Raw genomic sequence first — 15,793 nt, 5'->3', positions numbered from 1 at the left:
AAATGTATGATGTAATTATAGTGGGAGCGGGATATGCAGGAGCAGTATCTGCCAGAAGGCTTGCTGACAAAGGTAAAAAAGTGCTTATTTTAGAAAAAAGAAATCATATTGGCGGCAATGCCTTTGATGAGCCGGATGATTATGGAATTTTAATCCACACTTATGGACCGCATATTTTTCATACTAATAGTAAGGATGTATATGATTTTCTTGGACAGTTTACCAAGTGGATGCCTTACCATCATAAGGTGGTTGGTAATGTATATGGGAAATTTATACCAATTCCATTTAATTTAAACAGTATAAGACTTGTGTATGATGAAGATAAGGCAAATAATCTTATAGAAAAGCTGATTAAGGAATATGGAAGAGAAACGGCAATTCCAATATTGCAGCTTCGTGCTAATAAGGATGAAGATATAAAGGAATTGGCAGAGTATGTTTATGAGAATGTATTTGTAAAATATACAGGAAAGCAATGGGGAGTGAAGCCTCATGAAATAGATGAAGCAGTAACGGCAAGAGTGCCTGTAATTTTAACAGAGGAAGACGGATATTTTACAGATGAGTATCAGGCAATGCCGAGTGAGGGTTATACCGAGCTCTTTGAAAAAATGCTTTCTCACCCTAGTATTGATATAAGATTAAATACAGATGCTGGAGATTGTATTAAATTAGAAGATGGGCATATTTTCTTTGAATGTATAGAATTTAATGGTACTGTTATATATACAGGAATGGCTGATGAACTGTTTGACAGATGCTTTGGGGCTTTGCCTTATAGGTCGCTGAGATTTGAATTTGAACATTATCAGAAAGATTCTTATCAGACTGAGGCAGTGGTAAATTATACGGTTAATGAGGATTTTACAAGGATAACAGAGTTTAAGAAGATGACAGGGCAGCAGGCAGAGGGAACTACTATAATGAAAGAATATTCACTTAATTTTGAGCCGGATACAGACATGATACCTTATTATGCAATATTAAATGATGAAAATAAAGCATTGTATAAAAAATATAATGCTCTTGCCGCTAATTATGAAAACTTATATCTTTTGGGAAGGCTTGCAGAATATAAATATTACAATATGGATGCGATTACTAAAAAAGCTCTAGAGCTTTGTGAAAGGATGGTATAATGAAAGTTTTAAGTGTTGCAATTCCCTGCTACAATTCAGCAGAATATATGAGTCATGCTATAGATACATTGCTTGCAGGAGGAGAGGATATAGAGATTATTGTTGTAGATGATGGTTCTGCAAAGGATAATACATTGGAAATTGCAAAAGAGTATGAAAAAAAATATCCAAACATTGTGAAGGCAATACATCAGGAAAATGGTGGGCATGGACAGGCTGTAAATACAGGACTTGCTAATGCAAGTGGTGTATATTTTAAAGTGGTTGACTCTGATGACTGGGTGAATACGGAGGCACTTGGTAAAGTCATGGACTTACTTCGTTCAGTGATAAAGGGAAATAATACCTTGGATATGCTGATATGTAACTATGTATATGAGAAGGTAGGCGAAGAGCCGAGTTCAGTTAGATATACTAACTGCCTACCTGAGAACAGGTTTTTTACCTGGTCGGATGTAGGCAGATTTAAGAATTCACAGTATATCCTAATGCATTCTGTATTTTATAGGACAGCTCTACTTAAAGAAATAGGACTCAAACTACCTGAGCATACATTTTATGTAGATAATATTTTTGTATATAAACCTTTGCCTTTTGTAAAAACTATGTACTACATGGATGTAGACTTTTATAGATATTTTATAGGCAGGGATGATCAGTCAGTTAATGAAAAGGTTATGATAGGAAGGATAGACCAGCAGCTTAAGATAACTAAGATTCTTATCGAATCGCATGATTTAAGCAGATTGAAAGAACCAAAGTTAAAAAAATATATGGCTAAGTATCTTGCAATTATGATGACTATATGTACCGTATTTTTGATAAAATCCGGAAAAACGGAGAATATAGAAAAAAAGAAAGAGATATGGCATTATCTTAAAAAATCAAATCCTAAGATGAACAGGATGATTAAACATACATTGTTAGGAGTAATAATGGGAATGCCGGGAAAAGGTGGCAGAAAGATTATAATTTGGGGCTATGAAGTAGCTAGAAAGATATATAAATTTAATTAGAATAAGTCTTGCAAATAAATTGATTATGACTTAGACTAATGATGTAGTTATTGAGAAAATAAGTCATTAGTAAAAGGAGAGATTTATGAAGAGGGATAAAATTGCCTGTAATTGTGAAAATGTAACTTATGGGCAGATAATAGATGCTGTGAGTTCAGGAGCAAAAACTTTTGAAGAGGTTTCTGAAATTACCGGATGCAGTACGGGATGTGGACAGTGTCAGGAATTTATTGAAATATTTGTCAGGGATTTAGTCATGTTTCCTGAAGATAATGCATAGATATTTAAAGGAGGTTTTATGTTAGAAGTAGGAACTAAAGCACCTGATTTTAGCTTACCTGATCAGAATGGGGTCTTGCATACACTTGCAGATTACAAAGGTAAGAAGTTGATTATATACTTTTATCCTAAGGATAATACTCCCGGCTGTACTAAGCAAGCTTGTGGATTTTCCGAGAGATACCCCTTATTTCTAGAAAAAGGTGTAGAAGTTATTGGAATCAGTAAGGATAGTGTAGCATCGCATAAAAAGTTTGAAGAAAAGAATGGTCTTGGTTTTACCTTACTTTCAGATACAGAATTAACAGCTATAAAGGCTTACGATGTATGGCATAAGAAGAAGATGGCAGGGATAGAGTATATGGGAATAGTGAGGACAACATATCTCATAGATGAAGAGGGAATTATTATTAAAGCTAATGATAAGGTGAAGGCAGCAAAAGATCCGGAAAATATGCTTAATGAAGTATAGTGTTAAAAAAATAAGCAGGAAAGGAATATAAATTCTTTCCTGCTTATTTAACTATAATTTTAAATTGGGTTCAACTAAACTCCTGTCATTATTTTATCAGTCCAAGTAATAGAATCCATATACCAGTCTACAAGGCGGTTGCTGTCAATCTGCAATTGCTTAGATAATAAATCTATATCCATCCATTGACCTTGTTCATAAGCTTCTGCAAGTTTTAATATAGGTACGAGAGCTCCCTTGCCGTTGATTAAAGCATCTTTAATATCATCACTTATTGATAAATCTTTCATAGCTTCTTCCATAGTCAAATCAAGCATGGCATCCAAGACACTAAAAAGGCACATAAGGGAGATTTCAGAAGACCTTGGATAAAGGCTACCGCAGTTGTTTGCAACAAGTTCACCAAATTTAGAGCGTATAAGAGCTGTTCTTATAAGCTCATTAGGCTTGTTTACGGATAAATCCTGTAACATCATTATATGAACCCATCGCTCAAAATCAGTAAGTCCCATTTTTATAAGGGCTGATTTCAACCCTTTTTGTATGTTATCATCTTTTTTGCTAACTATATTTAATAGCCTGTAGGCGACAGAAACATCAGTTTCCAGTATTTCTGCCAGTATATGAAATGAAGGATCTTCAGAATGAAGTTCGTTCAGTATTCTTCGGTAAATGGTTATATTGGGCTTTTTGCCTTTAAGTCCGGCGACAATTACAGGTTTGCTAAAAAAATAACCCTGGAATAAGTGAAATCCCATTTTGCGTGCTTCTATGAATTCTTCTTCAGTTTCAACCTTTTCAGCTAACAGAACTTTTTTGCGATTCAAAGCCTCCTTTACCTCATCTTGAATGGTATTTAAGGGAGTAGCAATAAGATCATATTTTATTATGTCTGCCACAGGAACAATTTTAAAGTCTTTGATGCTGTGGACGAAGTCATCAAGAGCTATTCGATATCCCTCTTTATGCAGGCTTTCTAATCTGCGTATAAGACGACTGTCGACCTTAACATCTTCCAGCACCTCTATAATTAGTGTTGAAGGATCTACCAGCTCTATTGAGTTAGATAATAATGAGTTGTAATTAAAATTTACAAAAGCTTTTTTATTACCAACTATTTTCTCAACACCTAGCTCGAATAAGCCGCCAAGGACAACAGCAGTTGAACTTTCTGCGCTTGTTCCCGTGTAAGCAATAGAAGTGGTACTGTTCCTAAAAAGCAGCTCATAACCATATACATCTTTTCTCTTGTCAAATATGGGCTGTCTTGCGATATACATATAGGCATCCCTTTCTTAAAAAATCTATAAATATGTTAAATATTCAGGTAATATTACCTAGTATAACACTCTTTTGTTGATTTGTTAAGTGAAAGAATAAATAAAAATATATGGATTAGCTGTGAAAAATTATAGTATATAAATCTTAATAATTATAAGATTTTGTAAATAGCTTGAGTTGATTATAAGATGATGAGATTTGAATAAGAACATACAATGAAAATTTTGATTTTGCCTTATTTTTATCACGAAAACATTATATGATATATCGTGAATGATTTTTGTATTTGAAACGGAGGTAAGATATGAAACTGGCAGAAGCATTACAGGAAAGAGCAGATTTGGTAAATAACATAGAAAGATTAAGAGCAAGGGTAAGGAATAATGCTCAGGTACAGGAAGGTGAAGAACCTGCTGAAAATCCGAAAGCACTTATAAAAGAGCTGAATAGTTGCATAGAAAGGTTTGAATATCTTGCAGCCAGAATAAATAAAACCAATAATGAAACTAAAATAGGAGATATGACCATAACAGAGGTCATAGCCAAAAAAGATGCACTTATTTTAAAAGCCTCAGCTTACAGGGATTTTGTTTATGAAGCCAGCAGTATAACTGGCAGGGCAAGGGGAACTGAAATTAAGATAGTGGCAACTCTTAAGGTAACTGAACTTCAAAAAGAAGTTGACAAGCTTTCAAAAGAAATCAGATTGCTTGACAATAGCCTTCAGGCAACTAATTGGAGTACAGAGCTTATAGAGGATTAATAAATCATACTTAGTTGGTAGCAGATTAGGGCGAATGTAAAATTTTTTGAGCTTTGCTCATTACAGGTGGCTGGCTTAAGGTAGGCCGGGGTTCGAGTCCCCAACCTTATTGTTATGACCATTATGGAGTACAAGCGTATAATTTAATTATGTTTATAATTTAAACCATACATTGACTAAGAAGCGAGGGTGGGTTTGGGGACTAAGAGTTTGATATGTTAGGTAGGGCTGCTTTGTGGTGGCTCTTTTTTACTTTATAAAAGTTGGACAAGGACAGTTTTTTTAAAATAGGAATTATAAATAAGGAACCGGAATTATGACGGTTCCTTAATAAATTACTAAGCTTTTTTCTTTCTAAATACAGCAGCTCCGAATAAGAGAAAACAGCCTGTGATTATGTAAAGATAATCAAAAGATGAGCTTCTTCCCGAGATTTCAATTATGCCCTTAACCAAGAAACCGTTTGCAAATACTGCAAGTGCGGTGTTAAGCAGATATTTATTCAGGGAATTCTTAAATAATAAGAAAACTCCTGCAATAAGTGGGAAGATAAACATCATCCTCATATATACTGAGTACTGCCCATAGGAGAATATCTCGTAGATATAGGCAAATACTGCGAGGAAGATGCTGAGACATCCACAAATAATAAGATTTCTACTTTTACAATATCACTTACCTTATGCTGTCCGTCTGAATCGGCAGTTACTATAATTCCATAAGTATTAAGATTTTTGATGTAGGTAAAGGCTGTTTTAAGAGCTGCGCCCTTTCCTTTGTTTATACCATGGTTAAGCAGAATGGCATATTCTTTTGCCATGTTAAATATATCATTAAATTTATCACCTGAGCCATCATTTACAACTATTATCTGAAAGAGGTTTAATGCACTCACATCCTTAAGCAGTTTAATTAACTTTTCGTCAGGCTCGTAAGCCGGTATTACTAAAAATCTCATAGGCTTTGTCTCCCTTCTATGTTGTTGAGGAGATTATATATGGTGAAACTTAAACGAAACTAAAAAAATTAGTCAACTATAATTTAGTAAAGTATAGTTGACTAAATCATAATTTACTAATATACTTTATATAGAAACGGAGGTATTAGCATGTTCATTGGCAGACAAAAAGAACTTAATGCATTAGAGAGTCTGTACAAATCAGATAAATTCGAATTTGCAGTAATCTATGGAAGGCGCAGGGTAGGAAAGACAGCATTGATTAACTATTTTATAGATAATAAAAAATCTATATATTTTATGGGATTAGAGAGCAATGAAAAACAAAATTTAGAAAACCTGAGCAAAAGCATAATTGAATTTAGTAGTGGCATTTGGGCTGACAGTTATTTTGCATCTTTTCAGGCTGCACTTGAATATGTATTTGAACTGGCAAAAAAAGAGCGTATTATACTGGCAATAGATGAATACCCTTATGTAGCAAGAGCCTCAAGAAGTCTCGCATCTACATTACAGATGCTGATTGATAAAAATAAAGATGAATCAAAATTGATGCTCATTCTATGTGGTTCTTCTATGTCATATATGGAGGATAAAGTTTTGGCATACAAGGCACCCTTATATGGAAGAAGGACAGCACAACTGAAGGTTATGCCATTTGAGTTTGAAGAATGCTGTGATTATTTGAAAGATTTATCAGATGAAGATAAGGCTTTGATGTATGGTATTGTAGGAGGAACACCGCAATATCTGCTCCAGATGAATGGTAAATTAAGCGTAGAGGAGAATATTAAAAATACTTATTTAAATCCCATTTCCTTCCTGTATGAGGAGCCGGTAAATCTATTAAAACAGGAAGTAAGAGAGCCTGCGATTTATAATGCGATTGTTACTGCTATAGCAATGGGATATTCTAAAATGTCAGAAATATCGACAAAGGTAGGAGAGAGTACCACAGTATGTTCAGGATATATCAAAAATCTGATTGACTTAGGCATAATCAGGAGAGAAGTCCCATACGGTGAGAAAATTTCAAGGAAATCTATTTATTCTATTGAAGACAATATGTTTTGTTTTTGGTATAAATTTATTCTGGGTAATATGCCAATGATTGTACGAGGTGGAGCAGATATTGCATATAAGCGTATTGAAGCCGGGCTATCTGGTTATATGGGAAGAGTATTTGAAGAAATATGCAAACAATATTTGTGGAAACAGCTTATGAGAGGAAATATGCCTATAGAATTTGTTTCCCTTGGACGCTGGTGGGGCAATGATTCTAAAAATAAAACTCAGACTGAAATTGATATTATGGGAGAGCAGGATAGCTCTTCGGCAATTTTTGCTGAGTGCAAATGGCGAAATGAGAATGTGGATTTGGATATTCTTGAAATGCTGATTGAACGTAGCAGACTATTTAGCTATACTAATGTGCATTATTTTGTATTCTCGAAGACAGGATTTACTAAAGGTTGCGTAAATAAAGCGAGGGATATGGGGAATGTAACCTTGGTTAGCTATAAGGATATTGTTAAATTATTTGCATCAAAAGGAGAGCAGATATGAGATTATTGCTTGCAGAAGATGAAAAATCGCTTTCAAAAGCTGTAAAAGCCATACTTGAAGCCGGTAAATATAGTGTAGATGCAGTATTTGACGGAGAAGAAGCGCTGGATTATCTTGAAACGGATACATATGACGGTGTGATTTTGGATATAATGATGCCTAAGAAACTTATTTCTGCTGAAAAATTTATGGAAAAAATCTGGGGTTTTGATACAGAAGCTGATATAAGCGTAGTCTGGGTTTATATTTCTTATTTAAGAAAGAAGTTTACTTCTTTTAAGGCTGATATAGGTGTAATGGAAATAAACGGAGATGAAAATGAGTGGCTAAGTGACATTAAGACACAGGTCAGAAGACTTACAAGGCTGACAAATGATCTTATTCATCTGTCAAAGCTGGATGAAGGCAAGGACAACCTTAAGTTTACAGATTTTTCGATATCAGAACTTGCCATAGAAACTGTTAATTCTTTCACAAGCCTTGCTAAGGTAAATGGCAAGAAGCTCACAGCCAAAGTTGAACCCAAACTTACTCTAAATGGTGATATTGAAGGCATAAGGGAACTTTTGAATATAATATTTGATAATGCGATTAAATATTCCGCAGGCGAGGGTAATATAAACTTTGAACTTAAAAAGAAGAGCGGACATATAATAATAGAAGCATCTAATCTGACAGAGAATTTGACTAAAGAAAATGTAGAACATCTTTTTGACAGATTTTACAGGGCAGATGCATCCAGAAACTCTGAAACAGGCGGGCATGGAATAGGACTTTCTATGGCAAAGGCTATGGTAGAGGCACATGGATGAAAGATAGGAGCTGAACTGATTGAAGAAAATAAGTTGAAGATAAAGGTTATATTCTAACTTTAATATTACAAACCCCATATGATTTTATTAAATTTTTTTGCCTATATTCAATTGGGAAAAGGTATGTGATATAATGTGAACACTTAACGAAATCAAGCCGTAAGGCGAAGATTGAGTTTAGTGAGAGCGGTATCTAAGCACTTAGTGAAAACAAGCTTGAAAAGCGAAGTTTGAACTTAGTACTTATGATATAATGTGAACACTTAACAACGACGCACCGAAGGTGCTAGTGCCATGCAAATCAAGCCGTAAGGCGAAGATTGAGCCGGGTATTTATGATATAAAAATATTCAGACCAATTGAAAGGGAAATTTTATGAAAAAATATAATAAAATCATTTCATTTTTTATCTGTGCTGTTCTTATTTTTGGAGTAACAGCCTGTAGCAATCCACAGAAAAAAGCGGAAATAACTAAAAGATTTCCAAAATATTCTAATATGGCGAGTAAAGATAGTGCAGATGAGGTTAAGACCTTGTTAGAAGCTCAGTTGGATAAAGATAGCGTAGAAAACTATATGAAACAGGTAAATGAATACAATGAAATTGTAGGAAGTGTTGGCTTGCAGGGAGATTTCAAGGAATTCGGTACAACTGAATATGATGTAGAGAAAATCAGTAATTTGTGGAAAGAAAAGAATGGTGATTTTGTCGGTACTAACTGCAGGCTTAACAGTTTCTTTTTGCTTAAAAACAATATTAAAGTCCCTAGTATAAAAAGTGACAGTGAACTCTTGTTTTTAGATAATGACTCTATTGACAAAGGAAAGTTGTTTGATGATAAAGATAAGGAAGCGTTTAATGTCTTATTTTCAAGGGTAAAGACCGAAGCAACCGAAGATGTTAAAGTACATGCCAAGAATATGGAGAAATACTTTGAAAATATCAAGTTTGATGAAAATGCAAGGATGATTTCAGTAGTCTTACATGATAATCTTGACGGAGAATATCTCTTTGTAGGGCATGTCGGAGTTATGGTTCCTGATAAAGACGGATTTTTATTTGTAGAAAAGCTAACCTTTGAAGAGCCTTATCAGGCAATTAAATTTGCAACCAAAGAAGAGTGTTATAAGTATCTTCAGGGAAAATATGCAGACTATACAGGAGAAGGCCTGGCAAAACCGTTTGTAATGGATAATAATAAAATGGTTGAAGTTAAATAGACATTTGATAATTATAGCGTTTTACAGAAATGTATTGCTGAAGATTTTGTTCTTAGTAAATCACTGCTGTCTGAAAATGAGAAACAGCAAATTATGTCAGCTCTTCAAGGATTGGATAATACCATAACACAGCATGAGAATGAGCTTCTAACAAAACTTTCCGCACTCTTTAAAATGAAGAATACCAGTTGGATAGAGGTTGACTTTAATAATTGGCAAAACAATAAGATGTATGAAAAAACATTCAATGATATTAAGTCTGCTATTTTAAGTAAGAATATTATTTCATTCACATATTTTAGCAGCAATGAAAAAGAAACCTACAGAAGCGTTAAATCTGTGAGATTACTTTTCAAGAGTCAGGACTGGTATCTATATGCTTTCTGTTTATTCAGAAATGATTTCAGATATTTCAAATTGTCTCGGATAAAAAATTTAGAAATTTATACTGAAAAGTTTGATGACAACTTTGAAGATGTAATACTCAAAAAAGAAATGCCACATGAGAATACAGTAAATATAAAAGTTAAGTTTGATCGAAAAGTTGCTTTCAGGGTATATGATGAACTAAACGGAGAAATTACAGAAGATAATGACGGAAATTTATATACTGAAATAGAAATACCTAATGACTATAACCTATACAATTATATTTTTTCTTTCGGAGATGGAGCAGAAGTATTAGAGCCGAAAGAGATACGGATGCAGATTAAAGAAATGATAAATAAAATGGCAGAAAAATATATAATATGACAAATGGTGTCAAGTATTCTCCTGTATAATAAAATTTACTAAATGCAAAGGGAGGATTGGATAATGAAATATGAATGGAGAAAACAAGAAAAAAATCTTTATGGTGTAAAGCAAACCCCTATAATTGTAGAAGTTCCAAAGCAAAAATATATTTTGGTAAAAGGTAAAGGAAATCCGAATGAATCAGATTTCTCAGACAGAATATCCGCGTTATATTCTCTTGCCTATGCCATTAAAATATTGTTTAAAAATGTAATGAAAAATAAAACTGATAACGAGATTACAGATTTTACGGTATATCCGTTAGAGGGATTTTGGAAAAAAGTAAATGGAGAAGAGTTTGATAAAAACAAACTGGAATACACATTGATGATTAAACAACCTGCTTTTATTACACAAGAGATATTCGCAAAGGCACTTGAGAATATAAAAAAGAAAAAGCCTGACGCATTGTATGATGAGATAAGTTTTAGAAAAATAGAAGAGGGTAAATCTATTCAGATTTTACATGTTGGAAGTTATGATGATGAGCCAAAATCATTTGAACAGATGGATGAATTTGCAAGAAAACTTGATCTTACAAGAATAGGTGATTTTCATAAAGAAATATATCTAAGTAATAAAAACAGGACATCAAAAGAGAAACAAAAAACTATATTAAGATATTCAGTGAAATAGGAGGAATTTGTTATGCCAAGACCAACGACAAAAAATGATTTAATGGCTGCTGCCAAAGAAAACTATGAAAAATTAAATTTATTTATCTCAAAGATGACTGAGGAAGAGTTAAATACACCATTTGATTTTTCAAAAGATGAAAAGAAAAAAGAAGCTCATTGGAAAAGAGATAAGAATCTAAGAGATGTTTTAATTCATCTCTATGAATGGCATCAGCTTATTTTGAATTGGGTACATTCCAATCAAAAGGGAGAAGAAAAGCCATTTTTGCCTGAACCATATAACTGGAAAACTTATGGAGATATGAATGTAGAATTTTGGAAGAAACATCAGAAAACTTCTCTTGAAGAAGCCAAGAATCTGCTTGAGAAATCCCATAAAGAGGTGTTGGAACTGGCTGAAAAATTTACAAGTGAAGAATTATTTTCCAAAGGGGTCTATAAATGGACTGGAGGAAGTACACTTGGTTCGTACTTTGTAAGTGCCACATCAAGTCACTATGATTGGGCGATAAAAAAACTAAAAGCTCATCAAAAAAATTGTAAATCATAATAGATTGAATAAAACTCACCTATTAGGAAATTACTTCAAACTAAATTGAAGTTTGTTTGAAGTGACTTTGAAGTTGACTTTGAAGTAACTTTGAAGTATTATTGAAGTAGTTCAAAAAAGAGGTGACACGTATGTATTTAGAGGAGATAATTGAAGATATACAGCTAGAGAGTGATAAGTTTGAAAGCAAAGCAGTACTAAATCGTGAGGATATTATTGGATGGCTTAAAAGTATTGCGGGGTTTGCCAATGCATCGGGTGGAGACTTTTATATTGGAGTGGAAGATAAAACGAATAAATTAATTGGATTTGATAGGAAAGCTGCTGATAATGAAAGAAATTATTTCAATAATCAGGTAAATGAGCATTTGACACCAAGACCACAAATGAAGATTTCTTTTATAGGATATAAGAAAAATGATAAGGAACGCTTTGTAATAAAGGTATCTATAGAAGAATCAGCAGTGAAACCGGTAATTTTAAAATATAAAAATATTCCGTCTATTTTTATGCGACGTGATGGTTTTACAAGTGGTGCTACTTACGAAGAAATCATTGAGATGAGTGTGAAAAGTAAAAATGTTCAATATGATGTTTTGGTATCAGGTGTAAAGTATGAACCTGAAAAATTCTTGGAACTTAGTGAATTTTATAAAGAACACAACAAAGGAAAAGTGCTTAAGGAAAAGGCTTTAAAGTCATTAGGATTTGTAAATGAAGAAGGCTATTTATTAAATGGTGCAGTTTTGTTTTTGGATAATTATAAAGAGAAGAAAACGGAAGTACAATGCTCTGTATTCTCAGGATTCAATAAGGGAAGCGATAGGGTTGTTACTATAAACCGCTTTAATGGAAATATTACATCAACAATCAATTACATTGTTGAGTTTGTGAATCAAAGAATGAATCATGGAGTGATAAAACTTGATAATAAACGTATTAATATAGATTCATATCCGGCAAGGGCTTTGTTTGAAGGTGTTATAAATGCGGTTGCCCATAGGGATTATTATTTGGATGGAACACAGATTCAAGTTGATATATTTAAGGACAGATTGGAAATATCTTCACCGGGAGGGTTTTACAGGGGTGAAAAACTTGGAAAAACCTATGATTTATCAGGTGTGATTTCTAAGAGGAGAAATGAGCTAATCTGTGGAGTTTTAGTTGTTTGTAATGTAATGGAGGCGGCAGGCACAGGGTTTGACAAGATTATGGAAGAGTATGCATCTGCTGATGAAGCACATAAACCATATATTTATTCAAAATCTGATCATTTTACATTGGTACTTCCTGACTTAACTTATGATAAAGGTATTGAGAATGATGGTGTTATTGCCCTTAACTTTGTACCGGTTTCAGAAGGAACAGAATTAGATGGAAAAGTATTATCTTTCTGTTATCTTAAAGCACATAAGGTGTCAGAAATAGCTGAATATCTCGGTATCAGTGATTCAACTTATTTTAGAAAAAAGGTATTAAATAATCTTGAAAAACATGGATATCTGGAGAAAAGTAAGGTTTCAAGAGCAGCGTATTATAAGACAAATCCTGATATGGTAAGGGTTGAATAAGAAATTAGCTCAAGCTTGAGGGATAATTACGATATGAACACTTAATAAAATCAAATAATCATAGCGTTTTACAGAAATGTAGAGCGCTTTTTTTCTTTTTTAAAATATTTTTTAACCTTTAAGCTTCGTTTAAGTTTCGTCATTTATTATATGCTTATGATACAGAATTGCTCTGGTTTCACCTATCGCAATTCTTACAAAAATATTCGTAATTCGCACATTTTTGTCAAAATGGCTACTTACTCATATTTTTGGTGTGTCAAAAGATAATAAATTCTCTTACAAGCAAGCTTGTATCGAATTTTTATACTTTTGACACTTGTATCATAAAATAAATCACACAAAAAACAGAAAATGAAAGGAGGAAAGCTTATGGGAGCAGGTACATTTCAAAGATTTGAAATTAAATACTTGTTAAATAAAGAACAAAGAGAAGCTGTATACGAAGCTATGAAGCCTTATATGAAGGCAGACAGTTACGGCAACAGCACAATCAGAAATATCTACTTTGACAGACCTGATTTTTTACTCATAAGAAATTCTCTTTATAAACCAATTTATAAAGAGAAATTAAGAGTAAGAAGTTATAAAAAGGTAAATGAAGAAGATAAGGTATTCATAGAACTTAAAAAGAAATTCAAAGGAATAGTATACAAAAGGAGAATAGAATCTAAAGAAAAAGAAGCGATGAATTATCTTTGCAATGGAAAGAAGCTTAGTAAAGAAAGTCAGATAGGTAAAGAAATAGATTACTTCCTTGATTTTTATAAGGAGATAGAACCGAAAGTTTTTCTTAGCTATGATCGTCAAGCTTTTTTCGATAAAGAAAATCCTGATTTTCGAATGACTTTCGATGAAAACATACTTTGGAGAGAAGATAATTTAAGCCTGACTAATGAAGTCTATGGTAAACCAATACTTGAAGACGGTGAAGCCTTACTTGAAATAAAATCAGCGGATACTTTTCCATTATGGCTGGTAGAGGTTTTAAGTAAATACGGTATTTATAAAGTTTCATTTTCAAAATACGGTAATGCCTACACGGAGATTTTGAAAAATAAAAGATGGTTATTTACAAGAATCCCGGTATTTAATAAAGAAGAAAATTTGAAAGAGAGGTTGGAATATGGATATATTTAGCAGCATTTTTAGCAGTGGTACTACTACCACAGCAGTTTCACCAATTACGGTGCTTATCTGCATAGGAGCAGCACTTGCGATAGGTATATTTTTAGCACTGGTATACACTTACAGAAGCAGATATACACAGAGTTTCGTAATAACACTTGCAATGCTTCCTGCAGTAGTAAGTATGGTTATACTTCTTGTAAATGGAAATGCAGGTGCAGGAGTTGCGGTAGCCGGTACCTTCGGGCTTGTAAGATTTCGTTCAGTACCCGGTACGGCAAAGGAAATAGGAGCCATCTTCTTGGCAATGACTACAGGACTTGCGGCAGGTATGGGATATATAGGATATGCAGCAGCCTTTGCACTTATTATGGGAATTGTAACTCTTGTTTATAATAAATTTGGTCTCGGGCTGCTTGGAGGATCAAATTTACAGAAGAGCCTTTCTATTACAATACCTGAAAATCTTGATTACACCGATGTATTTACCGAAACTTTAGGCAAGTATACAAAGGACGCAAGACTTTTAAGTGTAACGACTACCAATATGGGAAGCTTATTTAAATTAAACTATGATGTTACCTTAAAAAAGGAGGGAATAGAAAAAGAATTTATAGATGAACTCAGATGTAAAAACGGTAACCTGGAAATTCGCCTCAACCGCCCGGGAATGGGTGGGGAGGAACTTTAACAATAATTAACCTATATAGTACAAAAGGTGGAATGGAGGTTCAAGATGCAAGTATTAATATTTCAGGTGGTAAGATTATTGTTAATGCTGAGGGAGATGGCATAGATTCTAACGGAAACCTCACTGTAAGTGGTGGAGAAACCTATGTAAGCGGTCCGACCAAAGGTGGTAACGGAGGTATTGATTATAACGGTACAGCTACAATTACAGGTGGTACATTTATAGTTACTGCTGTAGAGAGTATGGAAATGAATTTTGGTTCAGCTTCAACTCAGGGAAGTGCACTTGTAAGTGTAGGTTCGCAGTCAGCAGGTACTACGGTAAGTATAAGTGACTCTAAAGGTGATATACTGGCAAGCTACACTCCATCTAAGTCTTACAGCAGCGTTCTTATAAGTACAGCAGGTATGACACAGGGTGAGACTTATACAATTACGGCAGGAAGTACTAAACAGGAAGTAACACTAACAGAATTTATAAGTGGAAATGGAAACGGAGGATTTAATGGAAACAATAATGAAAACAATAATGAAAATAATGAAGGTAATCCATGGGGGAGACCGGACGGGGCACCTTCTGAAGATCGCCCCGGTGGTAATTGGGGATCGCCTCATGGTGGAATGCACAATCCACCGGAATGGAATAACGAGGGGGGAGGATTTGAAAATAACGAAAATAATAATGTAAAACAGAACAGAAAAAACAAGGATAATAGTAAGATAAAGCAGAAGGATACGACTAATCAGAATAGTAGTAATACCAATAATGGTAAGTTGAATAAGAATAAAAAAATATGCTGTTCATTTGTACAATACTCGTATTTGGAATGGCAGATTACAACATGGAAAAAAATTATAAATGGTAAAATAAAGTGTCAGTATAAATGAGTAAAAAAGTACACCAAACA

17 protein-coding genes and 1 pseudogene are annotated in these 15,793 nt (G+C 33.7%); 15 read left to right on the top strand and 3 right to left on the bottom strand.

Annotated features, from left to right (window positions below):
• Positions 1-2: 2 nt before the first annotated feature.
• The 4 genes from glf to bcp all read left to right on the top strand — a co-directional run bounded on the left by glf (position 3) and on the right by bcp (position 2,909).
• The gene (glf, locus tag ACTTKP_RS06030; RefSeq protein WP_442553004.1) at positions 3-1,142 is read left to right on the top strand and encodes a UDP-galactopyranose mutase; all 1,140 of its coding nucleotides are present in this window, start codon (positions 3-5) and stop codon (positions 1,140-1,142) included.
• Complete coding sequence (locus tag ACTTKP_RS06025) at positions 1,142-2,158, top strand: glycosyltransferase family 2 protein (protein WP_442553003.1); 1,017 nt, start codon at positions 1,142-1,144, stop codon at positions 2,156-2,158. The genes glf and ACTTKP_RS06025 overlap by 1 nt, the downstream gene beginning before the upstream one ends.
• 85 nt (positions 2,159-2,243) lie before the next feature.
• Positions 2,244-2,438, top strand: a complete 195-nt coding sequence (locus ACTTKP_RS06020) for a (2Fe-2S)-binding protein (RefSeq protein WP_442553002.1) — start codon at positions 2,244-2,246, stop codon at positions 2,436-2,438.
• An 18-nt stretch (positions 2,439-2,456) separates the two neighbouring features.
• Entirely contained in the window at positions 2,457-2,909 is a 453-nt protein-coding gene (gene bcp, locus ACTTKP_RS06015; protein WP_442553000.1) for a thioredoxin-dependent thiol peroxidase, read from the top strand.
• 74 nt (positions 2,910-2,983) lie between these two features.
• Here bcp and ACTTKP_RS06010 read toward each other — a convergent pair whose 3' ends face one another.
• Positions 2,984-4,189, bottom strand: coding sequence for an EAL and HDOD domain-containing protein (locus ACTTKP_RS06010; protein WP_442552999.1), 1,206 nt, complete (start codon positions 4,187-4,189; stop codon positions 2,984-2,986).
• A 305-nt stretch (positions 4,190-4,494) separates the two neighbouring features.
• Between ACTTKP_RS06010 and ACTTKP_RS06005 the strand changes: the two genes are divergently transcribed.
• The gene (locus ACTTKP_RS06005) at positions 4,495-4,953 is read left to right on the top strand and encodes a DIP1984 family protein (RefSeq protein WP_442552998.1); all 459 of its coding nucleotides are present in this window, start codon (positions 4,495-4,497) and stop codon (positions 4,951-4,953) included.
• A 338-nt stretch (positions 4,954-5,291) separates the two neighbouring features.
• Here ACTTKP_RS06005 and ACTTKP_RS06000 read toward each other — a convergent pair whose 3' ends face one another.
• Positions 5,292-5,519, bottom strand: coding sequence for a hypothetical protein (locus tag ACTTKP_RS06000; RefSeq protein WP_442552997.1), 228 nt, complete (start codon positions 5,517-5,519; stop codon positions 5,292-5,294).
• A complete protein-coding gene (locus ACTTKP_RS05995) occupies positions 5,516-5,911 on the bottom strand; it encodes a glycosyltransferase (protein WP_442552996.1) in 396 nt (131 codons plus the stop codon). Before ACTTKP_RS05995 ends, ACTTKP_RS06000 begins: the two co-directional genes overlap by 4 nt.
• A 150-nt stretch (positions 5,912-6,061) precedes the next feature.
• Between ACTTKP_RS05995 and ACTTKP_RS05990 the strand changes: the two genes are divergently transcribed.
• The 10 genes and pseudogenes from ACTTKP_RS05990 (at position 6,062) to ACTTKP_RS05945 (ending at position 15,773) form a co-directional block, all read left to right on the top strand.
• On the top strand, positions 6,062-7,477 hold the full coding sequence (locus ACTTKP_RS05990; protein ID WP_442552995.1) for an ATP-binding protein: 1,416 nt from the start codon (positions 6,062-6,064) through the stop codon (positions 7,475-7,477).
• A complete protein-coding gene (locus tag ACTTKP_RS05985; protein WP_442552994.1) occupies positions 7,474-8,289 on the top strand; it encodes an ATP-binding protein in 816 nt (271 codons plus the stop codon). Before ACTTKP_RS05990 ends, ACTTKP_RS05985 begins: the two co-directional genes overlap by 4 nt.
• A 375-nt stretch (positions 8,290-8,664) precedes the next feature.
• Positions 8,665-9,510 (top strand): DUF4300 family protein, encoded by an 846-nt coding sequence (locus tag ACTTKP_RS05980; RefSeq protein ID WP_442552993.1) that lies wholly within the window; start codon positions 8,665-8,667, stop codon positions 9,508-9,510.
• A 33-nt stretch (positions 9,511-9,543) separates the two neighbouring features.
• A pseudogene (locus ACTTKP_RS05975) lies at positions 9,544-10,263 on the top strand (helix-turn-helix transcriptional regulator); the annotation flags it as partial.
• Positions 10,264-10,326: 63 nt separating this feature from the next.
• The gene (locus ACTTKP_RS05970; protein WP_442552992.1) at positions 10,327-10,941 is read left to right on the top strand and encodes a GyrI-like domain-containing protein; all 615 of its coding nucleotides are present in this window, start codon (positions 10,327-10,329) and stop codon (positions 10,939-10,941) included.
• A 12-nt stretch (positions 10,942-10,953) separates the two neighbouring features.
• Positions 10,954-11,493: a ClbS/DfsB family four-helix bundle protein gene (locus ACTTKP_RS05965; protein ID WP_442552991.1), complete on the top strand. Its 540-nt coding sequence runs from the start codon at positions 10,954-10,956 to the stop codon at positions 11,491-11,493.
• Between the two features lie 131 nt (positions 11,494-11,624).
• On the top strand, positions 11,625-13,067 hold the full coding sequence (locus ACTTKP_RS05960; RefSeq protein WP_442552990.1) for an ATP-binding protein: 1,443 nt from the start codon (positions 11,625-11,627) through the stop codon (positions 13,065-13,067).
• A 372-nt stretch (positions 13,068-13,439) separates the two neighbouring features.
• The gene (locus ACTTKP_RS05955) at positions 13,440-14,207 is read left to right on the top strand and encodes a polyphosphate polymerase domain-containing protein (protein WP_442552989.1); all 768 of its coding nucleotides are present in this window, start codon (positions 13,440-13,442) and stop codon (positions 14,205-14,207) included.
• The gene (locus tag ACTTKP_RS05950) at positions 14,194-14,886 is read left to right on the top strand and encodes a DUF4956 domain-containing protein (protein WP_442552988.1); all 693 of its coding nucleotides are present in this window, start codon (positions 14,194-14,196) and stop codon (positions 14,884-14,886) included. Before ACTTKP_RS05955 ends, ACTTKP_RS05950 begins: the two co-directional genes overlap by 14 nt.
• Positions 14,887-14,918: 32 nt before the next feature.
• Positions 14,919-15,773, top strand: coding sequence for a hypothetical protein (locus ACTTKP_RS05945; RefSeq protein WP_442552987.1), 855 nt, complete (start codon positions 14,919-14,921; stop codon positions 15,771-15,773).
• Positions 15,774-15,793 lie beyond the last annotated feature (20 nt).

This window comes from Catonella sp. (assembly GCF_052169795.1).
Taxonomy (GTDB): Bacteria; Bacillota; Clostridia; order Lachnospirales; family Lachnospiraceae; genus Catonella.
This window is presented reverse-complemented; position numbering and strand designations above follow the sequence as displayed.

Excerpts from the sequence above, each read along its gene's own strand:
- glf (WP_442553004.1), top strand. The coding sequence starts at position 3 with ATGTATGATGTAATTATAGTGGGAGCGGGATATGCAGGAGCAGTATCT.
- ACTTKP_RS06025 (WP_442553003.1), top strand. The coding sequence starts at position 1,142 with ATGAAAGTTTTAAGTGTTGCAATTCCCTGCTACAATTCAGCAGAATAT.
- ACTTKP_RS06020 (WP_442553002.1), top strand. The coding sequence starts at position 2,244 with ATGAAGAGGGATAAAATTGCCTGTAATTGTGAAAATGTAACTTATGGG.
- bcp (WP_442553000.1), top strand. The coding sequence starts at position 2,457 with ATGTTAGAAGTAGGAACTAAAGCACCTGATTTTAGCTTACCTGATCAG.
- ACTTKP_RS06010 (WP_442552999.1), bottom strand. The coding sequence starts at position 4,189 with ATGTATATCGCAAGACAGCCCATATTTGACAAGAGAAAAGATGTATAT.
- ACTTKP_RS06005 (WP_442552998.1), top strand. The coding sequence starts at position 4,495 with ATGAAACTGGCAGAAGCATTACAGGAAAGAGCAGATTTGGTAAATAAC.
- ACTTKP_RS06000 (WP_442552997.1), bottom strand. The coding sequence starts at position 5,519 with ATGAGGATGATGTTTATCTTCCCACTTATTGCAGGAGTTTTCTTATTA.
- ACTTKP_RS05995 (WP_442552996.1), bottom strand. The coding sequence starts at position 5,911 with ATGAGATTTTTAGTAATACCGGCTTACGAGCCTGACGAAAAGTTAATT.
- ACTTKP_RS05990 (WP_442552995.1), top strand. The coding sequence starts at position 6,062 with ATGTTCATTGGCAGACAAAAAGAACTTAATGCATTAGAGAGTCTGTAC.
- ACTTKP_RS05985 (WP_442552994.1), top strand. The coding sequence starts at position 7,474 with ATGAGATTATTGCTTGCAGAAGATGAAAAATCGCTTTCAAAAGCTGTA.
- ACTTKP_RS05980 (WP_442552993.1), top strand. The coding sequence starts at position 8,665 with ATGAAAAAATATAATAAAATCATTTCATTTTTTATCTGTGCTGTTCTT.
- ACTTKP_RS05970 (WP_442552992.1), top strand. The coding sequence starts at position 10,327 with ATGAAATATGAATGGAGAAAACAAGAAAAAAATCTTTATGGTGTAAAG.
- ACTTKP_RS05965 (WP_442552991.1), top strand. The coding sequence starts at position 10,954 with ATGCCAAGACCAACGACAAAAAATGATTTAATGGCTGCTGCCAAAGAA.
- ACTTKP_RS05960 (WP_442552990.1), top strand. The coding sequence starts at position 11,625 with ATGTATTTAGAGGAGATAATTGAAGATATACAGCTAGAGAGTGATAAG.
- ACTTKP_RS05955 (WP_442552989.1), top strand. The coding sequence starts at position 13,440 with ATGGGAGCAGGTACATTTCAAAGATTTGAAATTAAATACTTGTTAAAT.
- ACTTKP_RS05950 (WP_442552988.1), top strand. The coding sequence starts at position 14,194 with ATGGATATATTTAGCAGCATTTTTAGCAGTGGTACTACTACCACAGCA.
- ACTTKP_RS05945 (WP_442552987.1), top strand. The coding sequence starts at position 14,919 with ATGGAGGTTCAAGATGCAAGTATTAATATTTCAGGTGGTAAGATTATT.